This is a genomic window from Agathobaculum sp. Marseille-P7918, from assembly GCF_964248325.1.
In the GTDB taxonomy this organism is placed as follows: domain Bacteria; phylum Bacillota; class Clostridia; order Oscillospirales; family Butyricicoccaceae; genus Agathobaculum.
Map to the genome: position 1 here is coordinate 270,161 of NZ_CAXTXI010000004.1, position 22,233 is coordinate 292,393.

Below are 22,233 nucleotides of genomic sequence, written 5' to 3' on the forward strand. Positions count from 1 at the left end.
GCTCCCGCTTGGGGAGCGGCTTTTATCATTTTGTAGAGATGGAACAGGTGGAATGCCGCGTTTTATGTCGTTAAGTCAAGGGGTCTGTAAAAAATTAACAACCGCCTTGCGCTTTTGCAAAGATATGGTATACTAATAAAAGCGTTGCTGTAAGTTGATAAAGTGATTTTTGAAAATATGAATGAAGGGGAAATGAAATTATGTCGATGGAATTGAAACTGACAGGATTACAGGGCTTTGTGGGCGAGGAGGAGCTTGCCTGCATGGCGCCGCTGGTGAAGGCGGCACAGGATACCCTGCACAGCAAAAGCGGTGCGGGAAACGATTTTTTGGGTTGGGTAGACCTGCCCGAAGCATATGACAAGGAAGAGTTTGCCCGCATCAAGCAGGCGGCCAAGAAGATTCAGCAGAACTGTGATGTGCTGGTTGTCATCGGCATCGGCGGCTCGTATTTGGGCGCGCGTGCCGCAATTGAGTTTGTCAACGGCCAGATGTATAACGGCGTGCGTCCGGAAGGCATTCCGGAGGTCTATTTTGTCGGCAGCAATATCTCGTCCTCTTACCTGAATGATGTTGTCAAAATTATCGGTGAGCGCGATTTCTGCATCAACGTTATCTCCAAATCGGGTACGACGACCGAGCCGGCTATCGCGTTCCGCATCTTCAAAAAGCTCATCGAGGAGAAGTACGGCAAGGAAGGCGCAAAGGAGCGTATCTTTGCAACCACCGACAAGGCGCGCGGCGCTCTCAAGAAGCTCGCGGACGATGAGGGCTACGAGACCTTTGTCGTACCGGATGACGTCGGCGGCCGTTTCTCCGTGCTGACGGCGGTTGGTCTGCTGCCGATGGCGGCGGCCGGTGTGGACATCGATGCGGCAATGGCCGGTGCGGCCGAGGCGCGCAAGGCGTTTGCGGAAGGCACGGACCATGACTGCGCGAAGTATGCTGCGCTGCGCAACATCCTGCACCAGAAGGGTAAGGCGATGGAGATTCTCGTCAACTACGAGCCGTCGCTCGTCATGCTCGGCGAGTGGTTCAAGCAGCTGTTCGACGAGTCCGAGGGTAAGGACCACAAGGGCCTGTTTGCGACCTCGGCCAACTTCTCGACCGACCTGCACTCGATTGGTCAGTTCATTCAGGACGGTACCCGCAACATGTTTGAGACCGTGGTATGGGTTAAGGAGCCGCGCTCGGAGAGCTATATCGAGGAAACTGCCGAGGATATCGATGGCCTGAATTATCTGGCGGGCAAGAGCGTGCAGTTTGTCAACTCCAAGGCGTATCAGGGCACGCTGATGGCGCATATGGACGGCGGCACGCCCAACATCATCGTGGAAATTGACAAGGCTGACGCATGGCACTTCGGTTATCTGGTTTACTTCTTTGAGAAGGCCTGCGGCATCTCGGGCTATCTGCTCGGTGTTAACCCGTTTAACCAGCCGGGTGTAGAGGCGTATAAGAAGAACATGTTTGCACTGCTGGGCAAGCCGGGCTTCGAGGAGCGCCGCCGCGAGCTGGAAGCGCGTCTGTAAGCAAGCAAAACATTCAGGTTTGCTCAAATGACACAAACAAAGGACGGCGCGGCTGCTGCACGCAGACCGCATGTGCCGTCATGGGATGTACTGCGCACCGCCGCATTTGCGGCGGTCGCGGTGCAGCATATATTGGGGGCGTATGCGCGCCGCTATGATATTAGCTCGAGCGAAAAGGTGGTCGTTGCCGCTTCGTTTGAGTTGCTTCGCTTCGCCGTACCGCTGTTTGTGATGCTGTTTGGTGCGGCACTGTTTTATGTATATCAGGAATCTCCGCGCTATGTGCCGTATCTGGCAAAGCGCGTGCGGCAGCTGGTGCTGCCTTATGCGATATGGACAGCGGTGTATCTATGGTACGCAGAAAAGCCGGTGACACTGCGCAGCGTGGCACGGGGCATGGTTTATGGCGATGCAAGCTATCACCTCTGGTATGTGATGATGATTTTACAGTTCGTCGTATTGGTGCCGTTGTTTTTCGCCGCACGGAACGGATTGCGGCGATGCTGCACGACCCGGCGGCGAATGGTTGTGGCATGCGCGGTGCTGCTGGGTGCGTGGTTGCTGCTGCTTGCTTTCCGTCCAAGCGATGGTTGGGCGCATCAGATGCTCGTCACTTGGCGCACACGCGGCTTTTTGCTGTGGACGGGTTATTTTGCACTGGGCGCACTGTGCGGTTCCTTTCCCGATGCTTTCGCCGCATGGGTGCGTCGTCTGGTCGTGCCGGCAGGACTGATATGTGCCGGCGCGCTGGGTTATGCGATGTGGCTGAGCGTGCGCGCGGTATATCAGAAGGGCGAGGTCAATTTTAACTGTGTCAGCTATTTTTCGCCCGGTTATGCGGTGCTGACCCTGGTGACCATCCTGTTTCTATACGGAGTGGCGGAGTGGCTGGCACGCTGGCGTATGGTACAGCGGGTATGTGGGTTTGTGGGACGGCATTCCTATGAAGCCTATCTGGCGCACGTGCTGGTACTCACCCGTTGCTCGCGCTTTTTGCTGGAGCACTGGCCGGAAATGAATCGCTATGTGTTTTATGCAGTGCTGACTGTGTGTACGATTTTGGGCGCTGTGATCATCGCGTGGGCGGTAGACAGTCTGGTGGCGATGGCACGCCGTGGGATTCGGCGGATGCGCAGCCCGGCAAAAACATAATTCCAAGAGAAAAGCGGTCGCTTTATGCGGCCGCTTTTGTTGTATCGGCTTTTCCCGGATGCAAAAGTATGATATACTGCTGGTACAATGGATGAGATGCCGTTAGAGGAGAGAGGATTGCAGTTATGACGGAAAGAAAGACCGGAATGGAACGCTTTCAAACAGGCTTTCTGTATTTTTGGATGTATTCAGCGCTCGGCTGGTTATATGAGGTGTTCCTGGAGGTTGTGGTATACCGCTGGGGCTTTTCCAACCGCGGTTTTCTGTTTGGGCCGTATCTGCCGGTATACGGTATCGGGGCACTGCTGATTTTGGTCTGTCTGCGGCCATTGTCACACAAACCGCTGCGGGTTGGCAGGGTCAATGTCATGCCGGTTGTGGTGTTTGTTGCGGTGGTTGTGCTGACGACCGTGGTGGAGCTGATTGCCAGTTACTTGCTCGAGTGGACGACCGGCGGCTGGTTATGGGACTATACACGCTACAGCATCCAGTGGCAGGGGCGTATCTGTCTGTCGGCCAGCCTGCGCTTCGGCGTGGGCGGTATGATTATTCTGTACGGCTTGCAGCCGCTGCTGGAAAAGGGGATGGCACGGCTGGGTAAAAAATGGCGGCAGATTTTATTTGTGGTGCTGTTTGTACTGTTCGTAGTGGATTGCGTGAGCCGCGTGCTGCGCTGAAGAAGAGGAGAATGGAATTGAAAAAGATTTATCTTGCAGGCTTTGATGTATTCGCGCCGGACGCCAAGCAGCGCGGCGCGAAAATGAAGATGATGTGTGCAGAAAAGGGATTCGTCGGCCTGTACCCGTTTGACAACGAGGCGGATACCGCGCAGGAGATTTTTGCGGGCAACTGCGGGCTGATTGACAGTGCGGATATCGTCATCGCCAACCTTAATCCGTTCCGCGGAGCGGAGCCGGACAGCGGCACCTGCTTTGAAGTCGGCTATGCCATTGCCAAGGGCAAAACGGTGTACGGTTATGTATCGGATGCGCGCAGTCTGCGGGAAAAGCTGGGTGAGCGGGACGAAAACGACTTTTCGGTTGAGGATTTCGGCCTGCCGCTCAATCTGATGCTGTCTTGCAGCGTGCGCATAATTGAGGGCGATTTTGCAGCAGCGCTTGCGGTTTGCCGCGCCGAGCAGGCATAAAATAACAAAGAAACAGGCAAAATAAGTTCCGGTGATTTGTGATGAAAGGACAAACAGCGGGACTTTTTTTGTTGGGGGCGGGCGGCTATTCGCTCATCGAAATGCTTTGGCGCGGGCATACCCACTGGACGATGGCGCTGACCGGCGGCGCGGTGCTGGTCGGGCTGCATCGGCTGCGTGGCCATGTGCGCGAGGAGAAGCCGCTTGCGCGCTGTCTGTGTGGCGCGGCGTGCATCACGGCGGCAGAATATGTGGTTGGCTGTACGGTCAACCGCGTTTACCGCATGGATGTGTGGGACTATTCGCAGGAAAAAGGCAACATCCAAGGTCAAATCTGCCCCAAATACGCGGCGCTCTGGACCCTGCTGGCGGCGCCCGTTATGCTGCCCAAATAAATGCTTGCCAAGCGAGCGTCAGGGGCGTATAATATCGGTGACAATACGCCGGAATAGGAGATGCACTATGCTGATTGCAGTCAATGCAGGAAACAGTCACGTTTTGCTGGGTGGTTATGAGGAAGACGCGCAGGTCTTTGCCGCTTCCATCGCAACCGAGCCCAAGCAGACCGGGGATGACTATGCCTGCAAGCTGCGGCAGGTCTTTGACCTGTATGGTGTGCCGTCCGGACGCATTCACGGCGCAGTGCTCAGCTCGGTGGTGCCGGGCATGGTGTCCGTGCTGGAGGACGCATTACGCCTGCTGGGCGTGACCGATGTGATTGAGGTGTCCAGCGGGGTGAAAACCGGCTTAAACATCCGCTCGGAGCAGCCGCGGCAGGTTGGCTCGGACCGCGTGGCGGCCGCTGTGGCAGCGCGTGCCAAGGGCAAGCTGCCCTGTGTGGTGGTCTGTCTGGGTACGGCAACAACCTTCACGGTACTCGATGCGGCGGGCGCGCTGGTCGGTTCTGCCATTACTGCGGGCGTGCGGCTGAGCGTGGAAGCCCTGCGTGAGCAGGCGGCGCAGCTGCCTTCAGTGGCACTCGAAGCCAAAAACGAGAGCGTTCTGGCGCGCAACACGGTTGATGCGATGCGCGTGGGCGCGGTCTATGGTGCGGCTGCGATGGTGGATGGTATGGTCAATCGCTTCGCGGAAGCATTGGGGCAGACAACGCATGTGGTGGTCACAGGCGACAGTGCACCGCTGGTGCTGCCGTATCTGCATGCTCGATGTGAGTACGACAAAAATCTGTTGCTGGATGGTCTGCACCAGATTTGGAAGCGGAACCGTTCCTGAGGCGTATTGGTAAAATAAGCCCTGTACCCGACGATAAGGGCGGGACGGGAGCAGGAGGAAAACAGAATATGAATCAAAAAAAGACAGACGTAAGGCTGCTGGCGCAGATGGCATTGCTGGTGGCACTCGAACTGGTGCTGGCGTTCACGCCGCTGGGCTACATACCGCTCGGCTTTATGAATGCAACGACCATGCACATCCCGGTCATTCTGGGCGCGTGCCTGCTGGGTTCCAAGATGGGTGGTGTACTCGGCGGGGTGTTTGGTGTGACAAGCGTCATTCGCGCAACAATTACGCCAAATCTGACTTCGTTTGTGTTCACCCCGTTTTACAGCTTCAGCCCGGAGTTCTCCGGCAGCTGGACCAGCCTTATCGTGGCGATTGTGCCGCGCGTGCTGATCGGTGTGATAGCGGGTCTGGTGTTCCAGCTTATCATGCGCATCTCACATGACAAGCAGGCATTGGCGCTGCCGGTAGCGGGTTTCATCGGCTCAATGGTCAACACGATCGGCGTTATGGGCCTGATTTATCTGTTGTTCGGTGAACAGTATGCGGCGGCAGGCGGTCAGAGCTATGATCTGCTGCTCAAGGTCATTATGGGCGTGGTTGCTGTCAACGGCGTGCCCGAAGCGTTGATCGCTGCAGTGCTGACATTGGCAGTCGGCAAGGTGCTGATCGGCATTTTTGGCCGGCGCGGCGCAAAAAGCGCGCAGCAAGGAGCTGCTTGATAGAAAATAGAACAGAAAAATGAAAAAAGCTGCATTCTTTGCAGCTTTTTTTCACAGGAGGAACGGTATGCAGCAGATTGATTTTATGCAGGTTGGTGGATTTCGGGTCGGTCAGGCGCAGGATGAGCAGGCCGGCACAGGTGTGACCGTATTATTGTTTGATGAGTGCGCACCCACGGGGGTGGATATTCGCGGCGGCGGTCCGGCAAGCCGGGAAACACCGCTGCTGGCGCCGGTAGCGGATGCGGCGGGACTGCACGCGCTGGTGCTTTCGGGCGGGTCGGCCTTCGGGCTGGATGCCGCGGGCGGTGTGATGCGCTTTCTCGAGGAGCGCGGCATCGGCTTCGACACCGGCATCACGCCTGTGCCGCTGGTCGCGCAGTCGTGCATTTTTGACCTTGCCATTGGAGATAAGACCGTCCGTCCGGGAGGCGCGATGGCGTATCATGCATGTGAACAGGCTTCGCGCACCGAGATACAGCTGGGCTGCGTCGGCGGCGGCATGGGCGCAACGGTCGGTAAGTTCTGCGGCGCGCCCTATGCGATGAAGAGCGGCATCGGCGCATACGCTGTGCAGGCAGGCGCGATTCGCGTGGGTGCGATTGTAGTGGTTAACGCGCTGGGCGACATCTTTGATGTGGATACCGGCAAGCAGATTGCCGGTCTGCGCACGGAGGATGGGCGCGGCCTGCGCTCGACCGAGGAGCAGATGTATGCGGGTATCGAAACGGCACGCAATCCGTTTTCTGCCAATAAAAAAACCGCAACCAATACTACGATTGGTGCGATTGTAACCAATGCGGCTTTCAGCAAGGCAGAACTGACGCGCGTGGCCTCGATGGCGCACAACGGCTTTGCGCGCGCCATTCGCCCGGTGCACACCACGGCGGACGGAGACTCGATTTACGCATGTTCGGTCGGTCATGAGAAAGCCGACCTCAATGCGGTGGGTACGCTTGCATCCTATGTGATGGCCAAGGCAATCGGCTGCGGTGTGCGCGCCGCACGTGACGGTTTCGGTTTGCCTTGCGCCCGAACGCTCGGCACGGTTTGAGCAGATAATAAAAAACGGCGGTTTGCCCGATTTTGTTCGGACAGACCGCCGTTTTGTTTTGTTTAGAGCAGACCCAGCAGGTGCTGCATGCCGAGGCTGACGCCGGTGATGCCGACCCAGCAGCAGAAGCCCATCAGAATCGGCTTGCCGCCGGTGCGCACCAGCTTGATGATATTGGTGTGCAGACCAATGGCCACCATAGCCATGATAATGAAGAACTTGGAGAGCGATTTGAAGGGATTGAATACGGCCGCGTCCACGCCGTTCATCGTGGCAACCGTGGTGATGATGGAAGCGAGCACAAAGAACAGGATGAAGAAGGGGAAAATCTTTTTCAGCGAGAAGCTGCCGCGGCGCGTCTCGTTGCTGCGCTTGGCCTGCCGCACCTGCCAGAAGGCAAGTACAAGTGTGATGGGGATAATGGCCAGCGTACGGGTCAGCTTGACGATGGTCGCATAGGCAAGCACCGCGCCTTGTGTGCCGTGCAGCGTGTCCCAGGTAGAGGCGGCTGCGGTGACCGAGGAGGTATCGTTAATCGCCGTGCCGGCGAATAGACCGAAGCCGTCGTTGGTCAGGCCGATTGCGCTGCCGAACGAGGGGAAAAGCAGTGCGGCGAGCACATTGAACAGAAAGATAACCGAAATCGCCTGTGCGATTTCTTCATCGTCCGCGTCGATAACCGGTGCGGTGGCTGCGATGGCCGAACCGCCGCAGATGGACGAGCCGACACCGACCAGCGTGGAGATATTCGCCGGGATTTTCATAAACCGGTACAGGAGAAAGGCGATAATCAGCGAGGTGGCAATGGTGGAGCAGATGATAGGCAGCGACAACGCGCCGACCTTGGCAATTTCAGACAGATTCAGGCCGAAGCCGAGCAGGATGACGGCATATTGCAGAATTTTCTTGGAGGTGAACGTGATGCCATCGGCAAAGCTGGTTTGATTTTTCCAGAGCAGCGTGATAATCATACCGGCTATGATGGCGAATACCGGGCCGCCGATGACGGGGAACAGCTGACCCAAATACCAGCAGGGGAGTGCAATAATGAGGCAGAGCAACAGACCGGGGCCGTTTTGTTTGAAAAAGTGCATATCGTTTTCCTTCTTTTCTTTCTCTTTTTTCTTGATTATAATACAACTCTACGATAAAATAAAATGAAGAATTCTAATATTACCATAAATTGTACTTATAGGTGATTTTATGCTGGATACGAGATTGCACACCTTTCTGGTCCTGTGCGAAACCATGAATTATACTCGTGCGGCGGAGCGGCTGTGCATCACGCAGCCCGCTGTGACACATCATATTCATTTTTTGGAGGAGCATTACGGCAGCCGCTTGTTTTCCTATGAGGGTAAGACGCTGCGGTTGACCGAAGCCGGCTTGCGTTTGCGGGAGCTGGCGCGTTCGTTGGCGTATAACAGCAATAAAATAGAGGAATGTATGGCGAGTCCTGCTGCGGTGTCGCTGCGGGTGGGCGCAACCAAAACCATCGGGGAATATGTGATTGCTCCACAGGTGCGGCGTTTTTTACATACGCATCCTGACGCCCGCTTTTCTCTGCTGGTAGAAAACACGCAGATTCTGCTGCGTGAGCTGGAGGGCGGACGGCTGGATTTCGCATTGGTGGAAGGCTTTTTCGATCAGGACAAGTATGCCGCGAAGATGTACCGGCGGGAGGCGTTTCTGGGCGTATGTGCGCCGTCGCATCGCTTTGCCGGTCGGGCGGTATCGCTTGAAGAGCTGCTAGAGGAACGGCTGCTTGTACGCGAGGCGGGTTCGGGCACGCGCGCAGTGTTCGAGCAGGCGTTGCATCGCCGCAGCCGTACGCTGCACAGCTTTTCCAATCTTGCCTGTATCAGCGATTTTTCGATGATAAAGACGCTGGTTCAGGACGGCGTAGGCGTTTCCTTTTTGTATGCCGCTGTGGTGGCGCGTGAGCTGGCAGCGGGGACGCTGGCACAGTTCACACTGGAAGGCGAGAACTTAAGTGGCGCATTTCATTTTGTTTGTCTTAAGGATAATCAGTTTGCCGGGGCGTGGTCGGAGTGGATGGAGTAGCGCGTGGCGGCATACGGATTTTGTAAGTTTTTTAAAAAACGGTGGTTTTCTCCAACAAAATGAGGGAAAACCGCCGTTTTTGCATTAGAGAAAAACTTTCCATCACCAAAGTCTCTTCGCATAGCCAAAAAAACAGTGGGAATAGCAAAGGTTCACAGGCGTTTTTGCAGCCGGTGCGTGGCATAGTAAACGCGGAGGTGAAAAAATGCAGCAAAGAAAAGCAAAAAAAATCGCAGTTTCCCTGATTTTGACCCTTGCAATGCTGGTTTCCGCACAGGCGGCCGAGATTTCCTCCCTTATTCCAATCGGTCATACAGTCGGCATTCAGATGAGCGCCGAGGGCGTGCTGGTCGTACGGCTGGATGATGTGCAGACGGCGGACGGAGCGGTTTGTCCTGCGCGGGATGCGGGTGTGCTGGAAGGCGACCTGATTGTGGGGGTCAACGGAGCACAAATCAGCGCCAACGATGATCTGCAAAAACAGATCGCGCTTTCCGGCGGGCAACCGGTGGAGCTGACGCTCGAAAGTGACGGCAGCAGACGCACAGTGACTGTAACCCCGTGCGCGGATCAGGACGGTGTGTACCGCATCGGCGTGCTTGCGCGCGACGGCATGGCGGGCATCGGCACGCTGACCTATGTCGATCCGGAAACCGGTGCGTATGGCTCTCTGGGTCATGGCATCTGTGACGGTGAAACAGGCGTGCTCATTCCGCTGCGGGATGGCAGTTTGATTCAGTCGTCGGTCGGCTCGGTGCAGCGCGGCGAAGCCGGTGAACCGGGCGCACTGCAAGGTGAGTTCGTTTCGGACAATGCGATCGGTACCGTGGACGAAAACACGGAAAGCGGTATTTTCGGCACGCTGACCGACAGTTCGATTTACGATTCGCTGGAGTCCGTTCCGGTGGCATCAGCGGATGAAATCGAGGTGGGAGATGCGGAAATTCTGACCAATGTCGAAGGCGATACGGTCGAAAAGTATTCTGTGCAGGTGGTCAAGATTTATCCGGAGGATGACGAGTATGGCCGCGGCATGATGCTGCGCGTAACCGATCCGGAGCTGCTGGAAAAGACCGGCGGCATTGTGCAGGGTATGTCGGGTTCACCTGTCCTGCAAAACGGCAAGCTGATTGGCGCGGTGACCCATGTATTGGTCAACGATCCGACCTGCGGCTATGCGATCGGCATTGAACGGATGATTGAAGAAATGGAAAACTAATCAGAAAAAATCGCAACTTGTCGAATTTTGTCGAATGCTGTCGAGCAAAAAATACGCCGGTTTTCGAGATTTTTCTTGAACAATTTGGGATTATATGGTAAATTAGTGACAAGAAAGAGAGACCACTAATTTTTCGGAAAGCTGGTATAGACAACATGGAACAGAAAATCCGGGTATTGCTCGCGGACGACGACAGCGAATTTTGTGCACGTATGGCAGCGGCATTGGAAAAGGCAGACGATATGGAACTGGTCGGAATGGCAGAGGATGGCGGAAAAGCGCTTGCGGCAGTGCAGGAGCTGAGACCGGATCTGCTCATCATCGATTTGGTGCTGCCGGTGATGGACGGCATTTCGGTCATCAGCCGACTGCGGTCGCAGGAACAGAACAAAACGGCGGTGGTGGTACTTTCCGCCTTTGCCAGCCCGCAGGCCGGTGCGGAATGCACCGCGCTGGGCGTGGATATGTTTTTGCGTAAGCCGATGGACGCCGAGCGGGTGTGCGAACGCATCCGTCTGTGGCGCGAGGGAAAACAGGAGGAAGCCCCGTCGGGGGAAGGGAAAGCGCTCGAGGTACGTGTGACTGAGGTAATTCATCAGGTCGGCGTACCGGCGCATATCAAGGGCTATCAGTATCTGCGCGAGGCGATTATGATGGCAGTTAATGATATGGAAGCAGTGAGCGCGATAACCAAGGTATTGTATCCCTCGATTGCAAAGAAATTCAAAACCACCTCTTCACGTGTTGAACGGGCCATCCGTCATGCCATTGAAGTGGCATGGGATCGCGGCGATATTGAAACGCTGCAAAGCTATTTCGGCTATACCGTATCGGGTGTGAAAGGAAAGCCAACCAATTCCGAATTTATCTCTATGATTGCCGACCGGCTGCGGCTGCAGATGCGGTTCGGGGCGTAAGCAACAAACGAGCAGGGGACGGGGCGAAATGCTCCGTCCCTTATTTTGTCTGGAAATATGCGCAGTTATAGGATATAATAAATTCAAGCAGAAATTTGCAGAAAAATGAGGATTGTTTGAATGAAAATCATGGTGATTGACGGCAACAGTATTTTAAACCGCGCGTTTTACGGTGTGCGGCAGCTTTCCAACCACGAGGGCCTGCCGACCAACGCGGTTTATGGTTTTCTTGCCACACTTTTTAAATTGCAGGATGATGAGAAGCCAGATCGCACGGTGGTTTGCTTTGACGTGCGGGAAAAAACCTTCCGTCATCTGAAGTTTGATTCCTATAAGGCAACGCGCAAAGGTATGCCGGATGAGTTGGCAGCGCAGCTGCCTGTGGTCAAAGAGGTGCTGGACACAATGGGACTGACCCGCTGTGAGCTGTCCGGCTATGAGGCGGATGACCTGATTGGCACAATCAGCCGCCGCGCGAATGAGCATGGCGACAGCTGTGTTGTGGTGACGGGCGACCGTGACAGCCTGCAGCTGGTCGGCGGCGGCACGACCGTACGGCTGGTGACGACCAAAATGGGCCAGACCACCTATGACAGCTATGATACCGAGAAGTTTCGTGAAAAATACGGCTTTGACCCGATTTATCTGATTGACCTCAAGGCGCTGATGGGCGACTCCTCGGACAATATCCCGGGTGTGCCGGGTATCGGTGAAAAAACAGCGATGCAGCTGCTGCATGACTTCGGCTCACTGGAGGGCGTGTATCAGCATCTGGACGACCCACGCATCAAAAAGGGTGCGCGCACCAAGCTGGAGGCAGGCGAGCAGTCCGCCAAGGACAGCTATTGGCTGGCCACCATTGACCGCAACGCGCCGCTCGAGCTTGATGTGGAAAACCTGCCTGAGGCCAAGCCGGATGAAGCGGCGCTGTATGACCTGCTGACGCGCTTGGAATTTAAAAATTTCATCAAGCGGCTGAACTTAAGTGGCGAGCAGGCTGCGCCGCGTCTTCCGGAGGTGCAGGTGCAGCGCGTGACGCAGGCGGCAGAAGCGTTTGCACTGCTCGATGCGCTGACTGCGTCCGACCGCGTGTTTGCCGTGTTGTCCGAAACGCTGCGCGCCGTTTGTCTGCTGGATGGAGAAACGGCATCCGTTCTGTTTGCGGAGGATTTTTCCGAGACAGAGTGGGACGACCTGCTGCGCCGTCTGTTCGACGGCTCGGTTGAGCTTACGCTGCACGACGCCAAGCCGGTTGCGGCGGCCCTGCTGACGCGAGGTATCGCACCTGACGGCATCCGGTTTGACACCTGCATCGCGGCATATCTGCTGGACCCGACCCAGTCGGGATACGATCTGCCGCGTGTGACGCTGGCGTATTGCAGCACCGAGCTGCCCGCTCTGGATCTGGATGATCCGGCGGCGGTGTCGCCGCTTGGCGGACAGGAGCAGACTGCTGCGGCTTGTGCGCAGCACGCGGTGGCCATTCGCGCAATCTATACCGAGACAGCCGAGCAGATTGAGCAGCTTGGCATGCGTAAGTTATATTACGAAATCGAACTGCCGCTGATGCGTGTGCTGGCGGAGATGGAAGTGCTCGGATGCGCAGTTGAGCCGGACGCGCTGCGTGCCTTCGGGGATAAGCTGGATGCGCGTATCCGCGAGCTGGTAGCGCAAATCTATCACGATGCGGACGGTGAATTCAATATCAACAGCCCCAAGCAGCTGGGCGAGGTGTTGTTTGAAAAGCTGCATCTGCCCGCGCCGAAAAAGACAAAGACCGGATACTCCACCAATGTGGAGGTGCTCGAGCGTATCGCGGACGATCATCCAATTGTGCCGCGCATTCTGGAATACCGGCAGCTGAGCAAGCTCAAGAGCACCTATGTCGAGGGGCTTCTCAAGGTCATCAGTCCCAAAGACGGCCGCATTCACACGCATTTTCAGCAGACTGTCACCGCGACCGGCCGCCTTTCCTCCACCGACCCGAATTTGCAGAATATTCCTGTGCGCACCGAACTGGGACGTGAGCTGCGCCGCATGTTTGTTGCGCCGGACGACGATCATGTGCTGATTGACGCGGACTATTCGCAGATTGAGCTGCGCGTACTCGCGCATATCTCACAGGATGAGCATATGATTGAAGCGTTCCGCTCAGGGCAGGACATTCACGCCGCGACGGCGGCCAAGGTTTATCATGTGCCGCTCGATGAGGTCACGCCGCAGATGCGTTCCTCGTGTAAGGCGGTCAATTTTGGTATCGTGTATGGCATTTCGGATTTTTCGCTGGCGCAGGATATCGGCGTGACGCGCAAAGAGGCGGGCGAGTTTATCCGAACCTACCTTGCCACCTATCCGGGCGTTGCAAAATATATGGACGAGATTAAGGAAAGCGCGAAGGAAAACGGCTATGTGACAACCTTGTTCGGCCGCCGCCGTGCGCTGCCTGAGCTGAAAAGCCGCAACTTCAATATTCGCTCGTTCGGTGAGCGTGTGGCGATGAATACACCCATTCAGGGTACGGCGGCGGATATCATCAAAATTGCGATGGTGCGCGTGCGCGACCGACTGCTGCGCGAGGGCTTGGAAAGCCGCCTGATTTTGCAGGTGCACGACGAGCTGATTCTCGAAGCACCCAAGTCCGAGCAGGAAACCGCGATGCAGCTGCTGCGCGAGGAGATGGAGGCGGCGTTTCCGATGGACGCGCCGCTGGTGGCAGAGGCCAAGGCGGGACACAGCTGGTATGACACAAAATAATTTGTTTTGAACTGTACAGGGAGCAAATCTATGGACAATATCATTTTTATCTGCACGGGCAATACGTGCCGTTCTCCAATGGCAGAAGGGCTGTTCCGTGCGCACGGCGGCGAGGAGCAGACCGGGCTTGCGGCTGCTTCCGCCGGGCTGTTTACGCAGGATGGTATGCCTGCGTCAGAAAATGCAATTACGGCGGCAAAAGAGCTGGGCGCAGACATTTCCGCGCACCGTTCGCGCATGCTCACGCCTGAAATGGCAAAAAACGCGCGTTATCTGGTCTGTATGACGGGTGCGCATTACGACCGCTTGTGCGAGCTGTTCCCGGACTGCGCAGACAAGGTGTTCACGCTGTTGCCGACCGATATTTCCGACCCGTTCGGCGGCGATCTGGAGACCTACCGCCGTGCGGCGGCGCAGATCGATGAAGGCGTGCGTAGCATCATCGGGAGACTGGGCGCATGACGGTCGTGCCGATGGCGGAGCGCCATCTGGCGGCGCTGGCGGAAATCGAAAAAACCTGCTTTCATGCGCCGTGGAGCGAAAAAATGCTGCGGGAAGAGCTTGGCAAGGGGATCTTTCTGGTGGCCGAGCGGGACGGGCAGGCGGTTGGCTATGTCGGCTGCCAGACCGTGCTCGACGAGGGGTATATCACCAATGTCGCGGTGTCGCCGGACTGCCGGCGGCAGGGTATCGGCCGTGCACTGATTGAGGAACTGGCGCAGCGCGCCCGTGCACAGGGACTGTCCTTTGTCACGCTGGAGGCGCGCGCATCCAACGCGCCTGCCATCGCATTGTACGAAGGCGCAGGCTTTGACCGCGTCGGCATGCGCAAAAATTTTTATACCGCGCCGAGTGAGGATGCGGTGCTGATGACGCTGTTTCTGAAGGAGTGACACGCATGGAAATCCGGTTTGTCGATGCGGAAAACGCTGATTTGTTGGCGCTGGTGCAGCAGCTCGACGAGTATTATTTTCAGGTCGTCGGGGAGGTGCATCGCCGCTATGCAAAATACAACGACCCGCACTTGCTGGACGCCCGCATGGTGGCATATCAGGATGGGAATCCCGCGGGCTGCGGCGCATGGAAGAAAATAGACGATCAGACCGCGGAAATCAAACGCATTTTTGTCGCGCCGGATTACCGGCGGCAGGGCGTTGCCAGCGCACTGATTCGCGCGCTCGAGCAGGATGCCGCGGCGCATGGCTATACCCGCGCAATTCTGGAAACCGCGCGCACGACCGACGATTCGGCAGCGTTGTATCATAAACTGGGCTACCGCGAAATTCCTTATTACGGCAGTCCCGCAGGTGCAGAAAACTGCCGGTGCTTTGAAAAGGAGCTTTCATAGTTCGAAACGCAGTGGGAGGTAGAGGTATGATTACCGTGCTCAATCGCGAACTGGTGCTGGCTGTCAATGAGCAGCAAGTGTTTTTTGAAGCGCAGCAGGCACTCAGCCATGCGGAGATTAAATTTCAAACCGCGGTGCAGGACAACACCAAACGCATGCTGCAGCGGCAGGATGTCATGGGTATTCGCGTGCAATATCCGCAGGAATACAGGATATATGTACATAAAAAAGATGCGGATTTGGCACGCCATGTGCTGAAATATAAGAATGATAGGTGAAGCAATGAGAATATTGGCGATTGAGTCCTCCTGTGATGAGACGGCGGCAGCCGTCATCGAGGACGGACGGACTATCCTTTCCAGCGTGGTGGACACGCAGATTGAAACGCACGCGCTGTACGGCGGCGTTGTGCCGGAAATTGCCTCGCGCCGCCACATGGAGGCGGTTGTGCGCGTGACCGAGCAGGCGCTGGCGGATGCAAAAATGGACAAGCACGAGGTGGATGCGGTTGCGGCGACCTGTGCGCCGGGGCTGATTGGCGCACTTTTGGTGGGTGCGAACTTCGGCAAGTCGCTGGCATACGCGATGCGTAAGCCGTTTATCCCGGTGCATCACATCCGTGGTCATATTGCGGCAACCTATTTGGCGTATCCCGAACTCAAACCACCGTTTTTGACGCTGATTGCATCAGGTGGACACAGCGAAATTGTGATGGTGCGCGATTATACGGATTTTGAAATCCTCGGCGGCACGCGGGATGATGCGGCGGGCGAGGCGTTCGACAAGGTTGCGCGCGTGCTCGGCGTGGGCTATCCGGGCGGCCCGAAAATCGATAAACTCGCGCAGGAGGGGGACCCCAAACGGTATAAATTGCCCGATTCGCACATCAAGGATGCGCCGCTCGACTTTTCCTTCTCGGGGCTCAAGACAGCGGTCATCAATCTGGCTCATAACGCCGAACAGAAGGGCGAGGAGATCGACAAAAACGATTTGGCGGCTTCGTTCTGCGCGGCGGTCGTGCGCACGCTTGTGCCGCGGCTTGAGCAGGCGGTGCGGCAAACGCATGCGCGGCGTGTGGTATGCGCGGGCGGTGTGGCGGCCAATTCGTTTCTGCGGGCATCACTCAGCGAGATGGCGAAGCGCACGCATACGCAGCTGTATCTGCCGCCGCTCAACCTGTGTGGGGACAATGCCGCGATGATAGGCAGTCAGGCGTATTTTGAGTATCTTGCAGGCAACACGGGTACGACCTTGCAAAATGCATTCGCCACTGCGGAGATCGGTGAGAATATTTGTGAAAAGCGATAGAGGAAAAGGGCTTTTCAAAAGAGTGGGAATGCTGTAAAATAGAAGTGGTTTTTGCGCTGCAAAGGCCACTTCTGTTTTGTTTTTGGGCACGGTGCGCTTTGCGCGCCGTGGAGAAGGCTGTGGAAGCCGCAACCACCCGCCGTGCAGCGGCGGGGCGCGGCGTGCGCAAAAGCGCTGCGTGTGGGACATAAAGGAGCGAAGGAAAAACACAAATGGGTATGACAATTGCGCAAAAGATACTGAAGGCGCATCTGGTGGACGGTGAGATGGTACAGGGGCAGGAAATCGGCCTTAAGATTGACCAGACGCTGACGCAGGATGCGACCGGTACGATGGCCTATCTGCAGTTCGAGGCGATGGGCGTCGATCAGGTCAAGACCGAGCGGTCGGTCGCTTACATTGACCATAATACCCTGCAATCCGGCTTTGAAAACGCGGACGACCACAAATATATCGGCTCGGTTGCAAAAAAACATGGCATTTATTATTCCAAGGCGGGTAACGGCATCTGCCATCAGGTACATCTGGAGCGTTTCGGCGCACCGGGCAAGACGCTGATCGGTTCGGACAGCCATACCCCGACCGGAGGCGGCATCGGTATGCTGGCGTTCGGTGCGGGCGGTTTAGACGTTGCGGTCGCAATGGGCGGCGGCGCGTACTACATCCCGATGCCTAAGATGGTGCGTGTCAATCTGACGGGCAAGCTGTCTCCGTGGGTGTCGGCTAAGGATGTCATTTTGGACGTACTGCGCCAGATGACCGTCAAGGGCGGCGTCGGCAAGATTGTCGAGTACGCGGGCGAAGGGGTAAAAACCTTGTCCGTACCTGAGCGCGCGACCATTACCAATATGGGTGCGGAGCTGGGCGCGACGACCTCTATTTTCCCGTCCGATGAGGAGACGAAGAAGTTCCTCGAGGCGCAGGGCCGCGGCGATGTATGGGTGGAGCTGTCCTCTGACCCGGATGTGGTTTACGACGAGGAGTATACCGTCGATTTGTCCGCACTCGAGCCGCTGGCTGCGATGCCGCACATGCCGGACAACGTAAAGCCGGTATCTGAGATAGGCAATATCAAGATCAATCAGTGCTGTATCGGTTCATGCACCAACTCTTCTTACTACGATATGATGAAGGTTGCGGCTATTTTAAAGGGCAAGACCGTGCATCCGGACGTTTCGCTGACCATCAGCCCCGGCTCCAAGCAGGTATTCAACATGCTCGCACAGAACGGCGCGCTGGCGGATATCATTTCTGCAGGTGCACGTATTCTGGAATGCGCCTGCGGCCCCTGCATCGGCATGGGCCAGAGCCCCGAGTCCGGGGGCGTCAGTCTGCGCACCTTCAACCGGAACTTTGAAGGCCGCTCCGGCACGCAGGACGCGCAGATCTATCTGGTGTCTCCCGAGGTTGCGGCGGCAAGCGCGCTTGCGGGCGTGCTGACCGACCCGCGCACACTGGGCGAGATGCCGGAAATCCAGATGCCCGAGCATTTTGCCGTCAACGACAATCTGATTGTCAAGCCTGCCGAAAATCCGGACGAGGTGGAGGTCGTGCGCGGCCCCAACATCAAGCCTTTCCCGCTGGGTAAGGCGCTGGAAGCCAGCTACACGGGCAAGGTGGTGCTCAAGACCGAGGACAACATCACGACGGATCACATCCTGCCTGCGGGTGCAAAGCTGCTGCCGTACCGTTCGAATGTGCCGTACTACTCCAACTACTGCTTCATCAATGTTGACCCGGAGTTCCCGGCACGCTGCAAGGAACAGGGCGGCGGCATCATCGTCGGCGGCGCAAACTACGGTCAGGGCTCGTCGCGTGAGCACGCGGCGCTTGTTCCGCTGTATCTGGGCGTTAAAGCGGTGCTGTGCAAGTCGTTTGCACGCATCCATAAGGCCAATTTGGTCAACTCCGGCATTCTGCCGCTGACCTTTGTAAACCCGGCGGATTATGACGAAATCAGCCTGCTTGACGAGATTTCTCTGCCGAATGTGCTGGAAGAAGTGAAAAACGGCCAGCAGGTCACTATTGTGTGCGGCGGAAAAACCTTCAAGGCGGACTGTGATGTGTCCGACCGTCAGCGCGGCGCGCTGCTTGCAGGCGGCACGCTCAATTATGCCCGGCAGAATGTAAAGTAAATGCTTGTGTCAGAGGGAGCCGCAAGGCTCTCTCTGCTCTGCTTTTCTTGACAGAACATAGAATTCTTGTTAAAATAATATCAATTCAATAGGAGGACATTCCCATGTCTATCGACCAGTCCATTTTGGAGAAGTTTGAAGCGGTCGTCGAAAGCCAGCGCAAGCGCATTGCGGATATGAAGGCGCAGGACGACTTTATTGACTATTCTAAGCTCGACAAGCTCATCATCGGCGTGTGCGGCGGCGACGGCATCGGCCCGATGATCACCGGTATGGCACAGCATGCGCTTGAGGTGTTGCTGGCTGACAAGGTCAAGGCGGGCAAGGTGGAGTTTCGCGTCATCGACGGCCTGACCATTGAGCGTCGTGCAGAGCTTGGCTGCGCGATTCCGCCCGATGTGATGGAAGAATTGAAACAGTGTCACGTCATTCTCAAGGGGCCGACCACGACTCCGCGTAAGGGCGATCCGTGGCCGAACGTAGAGTCCGCAAATGTGGCGATGCGTAAGGCGCTCGACCTGTTTGCCAATGTACGTCCGGTCAAGGTGCCTGAACTTGGTATCGACTGGACGTTCTATCGTGAGAACACCGAAGGCGGTTACGCTGTCGGTTCGCAGGGAGTGCAGATCGACGACGACCTGTTCATCGACTTCACGGTTGCCACTTCGCAGGGCTGTGAGCGTATCGCGCGTCTGGCGTTTGACTATGCACGTAAGACCGGCAAGAACCGCGTTTCCTGCGTCACCAAGGCGAACATCATTAAAACGACCGACGGCAAATTCCTCGATACCTGCCAGAAGGTGGCAAAGGAATATCCGGAAGTCGAGTTTGACGACTGGTACATCGATATCATGACCGCAAAGCTGCTCGACGACAAGCGCCGTCGTGACTTCAAGGTGGTTGTGCTGCCCAACCTGTACGGTGATATCATTACTGACGAAGCGGCAGAAATTCAGGGCGGCGTCGGCACCGCAGGCTCGGCCAATATTGGCAAGCGTTATGCGATGTTTGAGGCGATTCATGGTTCTGCGCCGCGTATGGTGCAGGAAGGCCGCGCAAAGTATGCCGATCCGTCGTCCGTGTTGCGCGCATCTGTGATGCTGCTCGAGCATATCGGTGAAGTCGAGCTGGCGAAAAAGCTCGATCGCGCACTGGACATCTGCATGTTTGAAGAGAAAAAAGTGGTTGTTACCGGCCGTGATACCGGCGCAACTGCGCAAGAATTTACGGATTACGTGCTGGATACCATCGCCGGACTGTAATCATCAAAATATTCCAATGAAGGAAGAAGGAGAGAGCCTGTGGAACGAAAGCAAGAGGTTTCCAAAGCGGTCATTCAGCGGCTGCCACGCTATTACCGAAATATCTGTGAACTGAAGGCTGAAGGCGTGCAGCGCATCTCTTCACGCGCGTTGGCTGAGCGCATGGGTCTGACGGCCTCGCAAATTCGGCAGGATTTTAATTGTTTTGGCGGCTTTGGGCAACAGGGCTATGGATATAATATTGACAAGCTGATGGAGGAATTGGGCTCTATTCTCGGTCTGCGTGCAGGCCGCACAGCGATTTTGCTGGGTGCAGGCAACCTGGGTCGGGCGTTGCTCAATAACTTTGATTTCAGTGCAAGCGGATTCCGTCTGCTGTGCGCATTTGATGCAAACCCGGATCTCAAGGGAAAGGAATTCGGCGGCTATTCGGTGCGCAGCAGTGATGATTTACCGTCGTTTATTGCGGCTCACAAGCCGGATGTGGCAGTGCTTACCATTCCGAGGAGCAATGCGCCGGAGATTGCACGGGAGCTGGTCGATCAAGGCATCCGCGGCCTGTGGAATTTTACAGGAGAGGATCTTCACTTGGGTGGCTTGGGTGTACCGGTGGAAAATGTACATCTGTCCGATAGCTTGATGACGCTGTGCCATCTGGTCAGCGCGACAGAGGAATAAAAAAGAAACGGCCTGCAGGCCGTTTCTTTTTTTACAAATTTACATTTTATCGAGAAAATAGGGTGTAGTCTGGTAGACGTAGTAGTTAACCCAGTTGGTGTAGAACAAGTGCGCATGGGCTTTCCATGTGACAAGAATTTCATCATCCGGATCGTCGTTGCGGAAGTAGTGAGCTGGAATAGCAGGGTTCAAGCCTTTGGCTAAATCTCGCTCATATTCCTTCTTGAGCGTATCAGAGTCATATTCCCCGTGGCCGAGCACAAAAATCTGACGGCCATTCATCGCTTCCACGATGTATACGCCGGCTTCATTGGACTCTGCCAGCAGACGCAGTCGATCATCCCGGCGAATGTCCTCAGCGCGCACCTCAGTATAACGGGAATGCGGAGCAGAAAAAACGTCGTCAAAGCCGCGCAGAAGAGGTTCTTTTGGAAAAAGCATGTGATGACGAAAGATACCGGACATCTTGTGAGGAAGCGGATATTTGGGGATACCATAATGATGGTATAAGCCGGCCTGCGCGCCCCAGCAGATATGCAGAGTGGAGTGGACATGGGTCTTGCTCCAATCCATTATCTCAACCAGCTCATTCCAATATTCTACATCCTCAAACGGCATATTCTCTACCGGAGCGCCGGTAATGATAAAACCGTCATACTTTTGATCGCGAATATCATCAAAGGTCTTGTAGAAAGTAAGCAGATGATCCTCAGGTGTGTTTTTGGAGTGGTAGGTCTTGGTTTGAATCAAGTCCACCTCAATCTGAATAGGCGTATTGGATAAGCAGCGCAGAATTTGCGTTTCCGTAACGATTTTCAATGGCATCAGATTGAGCAATGCGATGCGCAGCGGCCGAATATCCTGTGTAGTCGCACGATGCTCGGTCATAACAAAGATGTTTTCGCTTTCCAGTACCGCACGCGCAGGCAGACTGTCGGCTATTTTGATGGGCAAGCCGACCCCTCCTTTTTATGAAATAGCATTATAATGATTTATTATAGCAGAAAGCGAAAAGAACCACAAGTCACAAAAAGCGAAAATACGGTAAAAAACAGTTGACAAAAGTAAAAAAGGGAGGTATACTGTATAAGTCTCATATAGAGACGGTCAAACTGGATGCAAACAAAAAATTGAAAAAACTTCTTGACAAATGCTTCTCGGTTTGATATACTAAATAGGCTGCTTCGATGAGAGGCGGCGCGGGTCGAAAAAAAGTTTGAAAAGAAATGAAAAAAGTTCTTGACAAACCGAAATAAACCTGATATAATAAATAAGCTGTCACCGAGAACGGTAAAGAGCTTCGAAAAGTTCTGAAAAGTCCTCGAAAACAGCGGATTGTACCTTGTAAATTAAACAACGAGAAAGCTTAACTTGGTTTTGATAAAAATCGAGTGTAGTGCGAACCTGAAATTCTAAGAGTTTTACTCTTGGTAAATCGGTGGAAGTCACAACTCCACTTAAAACAAAGTGACACGTCAGACTCTAAAGTCGATTGAATGAGCTTCAGCTCTTTCGATACAATTTTTAGAGAGTTTGATCCTGGCTCAGGATGAACGCTGGCGGCGTGCCTAACACATGCAAGTCGAACGGAGTTATTTTGGAAAGTCCTTCGGGACTGGAATTCTTAACTTAGTGGCGGACGGGTGAGTAACGCGTGAGCAATCTGCCTTTAGGAGGGGGATAACAGTCGGAAACGGCTGCT

At 55.4% G+C, this 22,233-nt stretch carries 22 protein-coding genes and 1 rRNA gene; 21 read left to right on the plus strand and 2 right to left on the minus strand.

Annotated features, from left to right (window positions below; all coding sequences use genetic code 11):
* The first annotated feature begins 200 nt into the window (after window positions 1-200).
* The 8 genes from ACESSO_RS08345 (at window position 201) to ACESSO_RS08380 (ending at window position 6,846) form a co-directional block, all read left to right on the plus strand.
* Entirely contained in the window at window positions 201-1,532 is a 1,332-nt protein-coding gene (locus tag ACESSO_RS08345) for a glucose-6-phosphate isomerase (RefSeq protein ID WP_373164584.1), read from the plus strand.
* A 27-nt stretch (window positions 1,533-1,559) separates the two neighbouring features.
* Window positions 1,560-2,684 (plus strand): acyltransferase, encoded by a 1,125-nt coding sequence (locus ACESSO_RS08350; RefSeq protein WP_373164585.1) that lies wholly within the window; start codon window positions 1,560-1,562, stop codon window positions 2,682-2,684.
* Between the two features lie 125 nt (window positions 2,685-2,809).
* Window positions 2,810-3,361: a putative ABC transporter permease gene (locus ACESSO_RS08355; RefSeq protein WP_373164586.1), complete on the plus strand. Its 552-nt coding sequence runs from the start codon at window positions 2,810-2,812 to the stop codon at window positions 3,359-3,361.
* A 17-nt stretch (window positions 3,362-3,378) separates the two neighbouring features.
* A complete protein-coding gene (locus ACESSO_RS08360; RefSeq protein WP_373164587.1) occupies window positions 3,379-3,831 on the plus strand; it encodes a nucleoside 2-deoxyribosyltransferase in 453 nt (150 codons plus the stop codon).
* Window positions 3,832-3,872: 41 nt separating this feature from the next.
* Window positions 3,873-4,226, plus strand: a complete 354-nt coding sequence (locus ACESSO_RS08365) for a hypothetical protein (protein WP_373164588.1) — start codon at window positions 3,873-3,875, stop codon at window positions 4,224-4,226.
* A gap of 67 nt (window positions 4,227-4,293) precedes the next feature.
* Window positions 4,294-5,064: a type III pantothenate kinase gene (locus ACESSO_RS08370; protein ID WP_373164589.1), complete on the plus strand. Its 771-nt coding sequence runs from the start codon at window positions 4,294-4,296 to the stop codon at window positions 5,062-5,064.
* A 68-nt stretch (window positions 5,065-5,132) separates the two neighbouring features.
* Entirely contained in the window at window positions 5,133-5,792 is a 660-nt protein-coding gene (locus tag ACESSO_RS08375; protein WP_373164590.1) for an ECF transporter S component, read from the plus strand.
* Between the two features lie 67 nt (window positions 5,793-5,859).
* Entirely contained in the window at window positions 5,860-6,846 is a 987-nt protein-coding gene (locus ACESSO_RS08380; RefSeq protein ID WP_373164591.1) for a P1 family peptidase, read from the plus strand.
* 62 nt (window positions 6,847-6,908) lie between these two features.
* Here the strand turns inward: ACESSO_RS08380 and ACESSO_RS08385 are convergent, their stop codons facing one another.
* Window positions 6,909-7,940 carry a YeiH family protein gene (locus tag ACESSO_RS08385; RefSeq protein ID WP_373164592.1) on the minus strand — a complete coding sequence of 344 codons (1,032 nt, stop codon included), beginning with the start codon at window positions 7,938-7,940 and terminating at the stop codon, window positions 6,909-6,911.
* Window positions 7,941-8,049: 109 nt separating this feature from the next.
* On the opposite strand from ACESSO_RS08385, the gene ACESSO_RS08390 reads away from it, so the two are divergent.
* From ACESSO_RS08390 to ACESSO_RS08445, 12 genes are all read left to right on the plus strand, one after another.
* On the plus strand, window positions 8,050-8,910 hold the full coding sequence (locus ACESSO_RS08390; protein WP_373164593.1) for a LysR family transcriptional regulator: 861 nt from the start codon (window positions 8,050-8,052) through the stop codon (window positions 8,908-8,910).
* A 205-nt stretch (window positions 8,911-9,115) separates the two neighbouring features.
* Window positions 9,116-10,129 carry a SpoIVB peptidase gene (spoIVB, locus tag ACESSO_RS08395; RefSeq protein WP_373164594.1) on the plus strand — a complete coding sequence of 338 codons (1,014 nt, stop codon included), beginning with the start codon at window positions 9,116-9,118 and terminating at the stop codon, window positions 10,127-10,129.
* 155 nt (window positions 10,130-10,284) lie between these two features.
* On the plus strand, window positions 10,285-11,046 hold the full coding sequence (spo0A, locus tag ACESSO_RS08400) for a sporulation transcription factor Spo0A (RefSeq protein ID WP_373164595.1): 762 nt from the start codon (window positions 10,285-10,287) through the stop codon (window positions 11,044-11,046).
* Window positions 11,047-11,166: 120 nt separating this feature from the next.
* Window positions 11,167-13,800: a DNA polymerase I gene (polA, locus tag ACESSO_RS08405; protein WP_373164596.1), complete on the plus strand. Its 2,634-nt coding sequence runs from the start codon at window positions 11,167-11,169 to the stop codon at window positions 13,798-13,800.
* A 30-nt stretch (window positions 13,801-13,830) separates the two neighbouring features.
* Entirely contained in the window at window positions 13,831-14,262 is a 432-nt protein-coding gene (locus tag ACESSO_RS08410; RefSeq protein WP_373164597.1) for a low molecular weight protein arginine phosphatase, read from the plus strand.
* Entirely contained in the window at window positions 14,259-14,693 is a 435-nt protein-coding gene (gene rimI / locus ACESSO_RS08415) for a ribosomal protein S18-alanine N-acetyltransferase (protein ID WP_373164598.1), read from the plus strand. The genes ACESSO_RS08410 and rimI overlap by 4 nt, the downstream gene beginning before the upstream one ends.
* A 5-nt stretch (window positions 14,694-14,698) precedes the next feature.
* The gene (locus ACESSO_RS08420; RefSeq protein WP_373164599.1) at window positions 14,699-15,148 is read left to right on the plus strand and encodes a GNAT family N-acetyltransferase; all 450 of its coding nucleotides are present in this window, start codon (window positions 14,699-14,701) and stop codon (window positions 15,146-15,148) included.
* Window positions 15,149-15,174: 26 nt separating this feature from the next.
* The gene (locus ACESSO_RS08425; RefSeq protein WP_373164600.1) at window positions 15,175-15,426 is read left to right on the plus strand and encodes a hypothetical protein; all 252 of its coding nucleotides are present in this window, start codon (window positions 15,175-15,177) and stop codon (window positions 15,424-15,426) included.
* Between the two features lie 4 nt (window positions 15,427-15,430).
* The gene (gene tsaD / locus ACESSO_RS08430; protein ID WP_373164601.1) at window positions 15,431-16,456 is read left to right on the plus strand and encodes a tRNA (adenosine(37)-N6)-threonylcarbamoyltransferase complex transferase subunit TsaD; all 1,026 of its coding nucleotides are present in this window, start codon (window positions 15,431-15,433) and stop codon (window positions 16,454-16,456) included.
* A 212-nt stretch (window positions 16,457-16,668) separates the two neighbouring features.
* Window positions 16,669-18,591, plus strand: coding sequence for an aconitate hydratase (locus tag ACESSO_RS08435; RefSeq protein WP_373164603.1), 1,923 nt, complete (start codon window positions 16,669-16,671; stop codon window positions 18,589-18,591).
* Between the two features lie 104 nt (window positions 18,592-18,695).
* Window positions 18,696-19,853 (plus strand): isocitrate/isopropylmalate family dehydrogenase, encoded by a 1,158-nt coding sequence (locus ACESSO_RS08440; protein ID WP_373164604.1) that lies wholly within the window; start codon window positions 18,696-18,698, stop codon window positions 19,851-19,853.
* Between the two features lie 39 nt (window positions 19,854-19,892).
* On the plus strand, window positions 19,893-20,531 hold the full coding sequence (locus ACESSO_RS08445) for a redox-sensing transcriptional repressor Rex (RefSeq protein ID WP_373164605.1): 639 nt from the start codon (window positions 19,893-19,895) through the stop codon (window positions 20,529-20,531).
* A gap of 39 nt (window positions 20,532-20,570) precedes the next feature.
* On the opposite strand, the gene metA is transcribed toward ACESSO_RS08445, so the two are convergent.
* The gene (gene metA / locus ACESSO_RS08450) at window positions 20,571-21,485 is read right to left on the minus strand and encodes a homoserine O-succinyltransferase (RefSeq protein ID WP_373164606.1); all 915 of its coding nucleotides are present in this window, start codon (window positions 21,483-21,485) and stop codon (window positions 20,571-20,573) included.
* Window positions 21,486-22,052: 567 nt separating this feature from the next.
* Here metA and ACESSO_RS08455 point away from each other — a divergent pair.
* Window positions 22,053-22,233, plus strand: a 16S ribosomal RNA gene (locus tag ACESSO_RS08455); the annotation flags it as partial.

Bases quoted from the DNA above. Each gene is read 5' to 3' on its own strand.
- ACESSO_RS08345 (WP_373164584.1), top strand. From the start codon at position 201: ATGTCGATGGAATTGAAACTGACAGGATTACAGGGCTTTGTGGGCGAG.
- ACESSO_RS08350 (WP_373164585.1), top strand. From the start codon at position 1,560: ATGACACAAACAAAGGACGGCGCGGCTGCTGCACGCAGACCGCATGTG.
- ACESSO_RS08355 (WP_373164586.1), top strand. From the start codon at position 2,810: ATGACGGAAAGAAAGACCGGAATGGAACGCTTTCAAACAGGCTTTCTG.
- ACESSO_RS08365 (WP_373164588.1), top strand. From the start codon at position 3,873: ATGAAAGGACAAACAGCGGGACTTTTTTTGTTGGGGGCGGGCGGCTAT.
- ACESSO_RS08370 (WP_373164589.1), top strand. From the start codon at position 4,294: ATGCTGATTGCAGTCAATGCAGGAAACAGTCACGTTTTGCTGGGTGGT.
- ACESSO_RS08375 (WP_373164590.1), top strand. From the start codon at position 5,133: ATGAATCAAAAAAAGACAGACGTAAGGCTGCTGGCGCAGATGGCATTG.
- ACESSO_RS08380 (WP_373164591.1), top strand. From the start codon at position 5,860: ATGCAGCAGATTGATTTTATGCAGGTTGGTGGATTTCGGGTCGGTCAG.
- ACESSO_RS08385 (WP_373164592.1), bottom strand. From the start codon at position 7,940: ATGCACTTTTTCAAACAAAACGGCCCCGGTCTGTTGCTCTGCCTCATT.
- ACESSO_RS08390 (WP_373164593.1), top strand. From the start codon at position 8,050: ATGCTGGATACGAGATTGCACACCTTTCTGGTCCTGTGCGAAACCATG.
- spoIVB (WP_373164594.1), top strand. From the start codon at position 9,116: ATGCAGCAAAGAAAAGCAAAAAAAATCGCAGTTTCCCTGATTTTGACC.
- spo0A (WP_373164595.1), top strand. From the start codon at position 10,285: ATGGAACAGAAAATCCGGGTATTGCTCGCGGACGACGACAGCGAATTT.
- polA (WP_373164596.1), top strand. From the start codon at position 11,167: ATGAAAATCATGGTGATTGACGGCAACAGTATTTTAAACCGCGCGTTT.
- ACESSO_RS08410 (WP_373164597.1), top strand. From the start codon at position 13,831: ATGGACAATATCATTTTTATCTGCACGGGCAATACGTGCCGTTCTCCA.
- rimI (WP_373164598.1), top strand. From the start codon at position 14,259: ATGACGGTCGTGCCGATGGCGGAGCGCCATCTGGCGGCGCTGGCGGAA.
- ACESSO_RS08420 (WP_373164599.1), top strand. From the start codon at position 14,699: ATGGAAATCCGGTTTGTCGATGCGGAAAACGCTGATTTGTTGGCGCTG.
- ACESSO_RS08425 (WP_373164600.1), top strand. From the start codon at position 15,175: ATGATTACCGTGCTCAATCGCGAACTGGTGCTGGCTGTCAATGAGCAG.
- tsaD (WP_373164601.1), top strand. From the start codon at position 15,431: ATGAGAATATTGGCGATTGAGTCCTCCTGTGATGAGACGGCGGCAGCC.
- ACESSO_RS08435 (WP_373164603.1), top strand. From the start codon at position 16,669: ATGGGTATGACAATTGCGCAAAAGATACTGAAGGCGCATCTGGTGGAC.
- ACESSO_RS08440 (WP_373164604.1), top strand. From the start codon at position 18,696: ATGTCTATCGACCAGTCCATTTTGGAGAAGTTTGAAGCGGTCGTCGAA.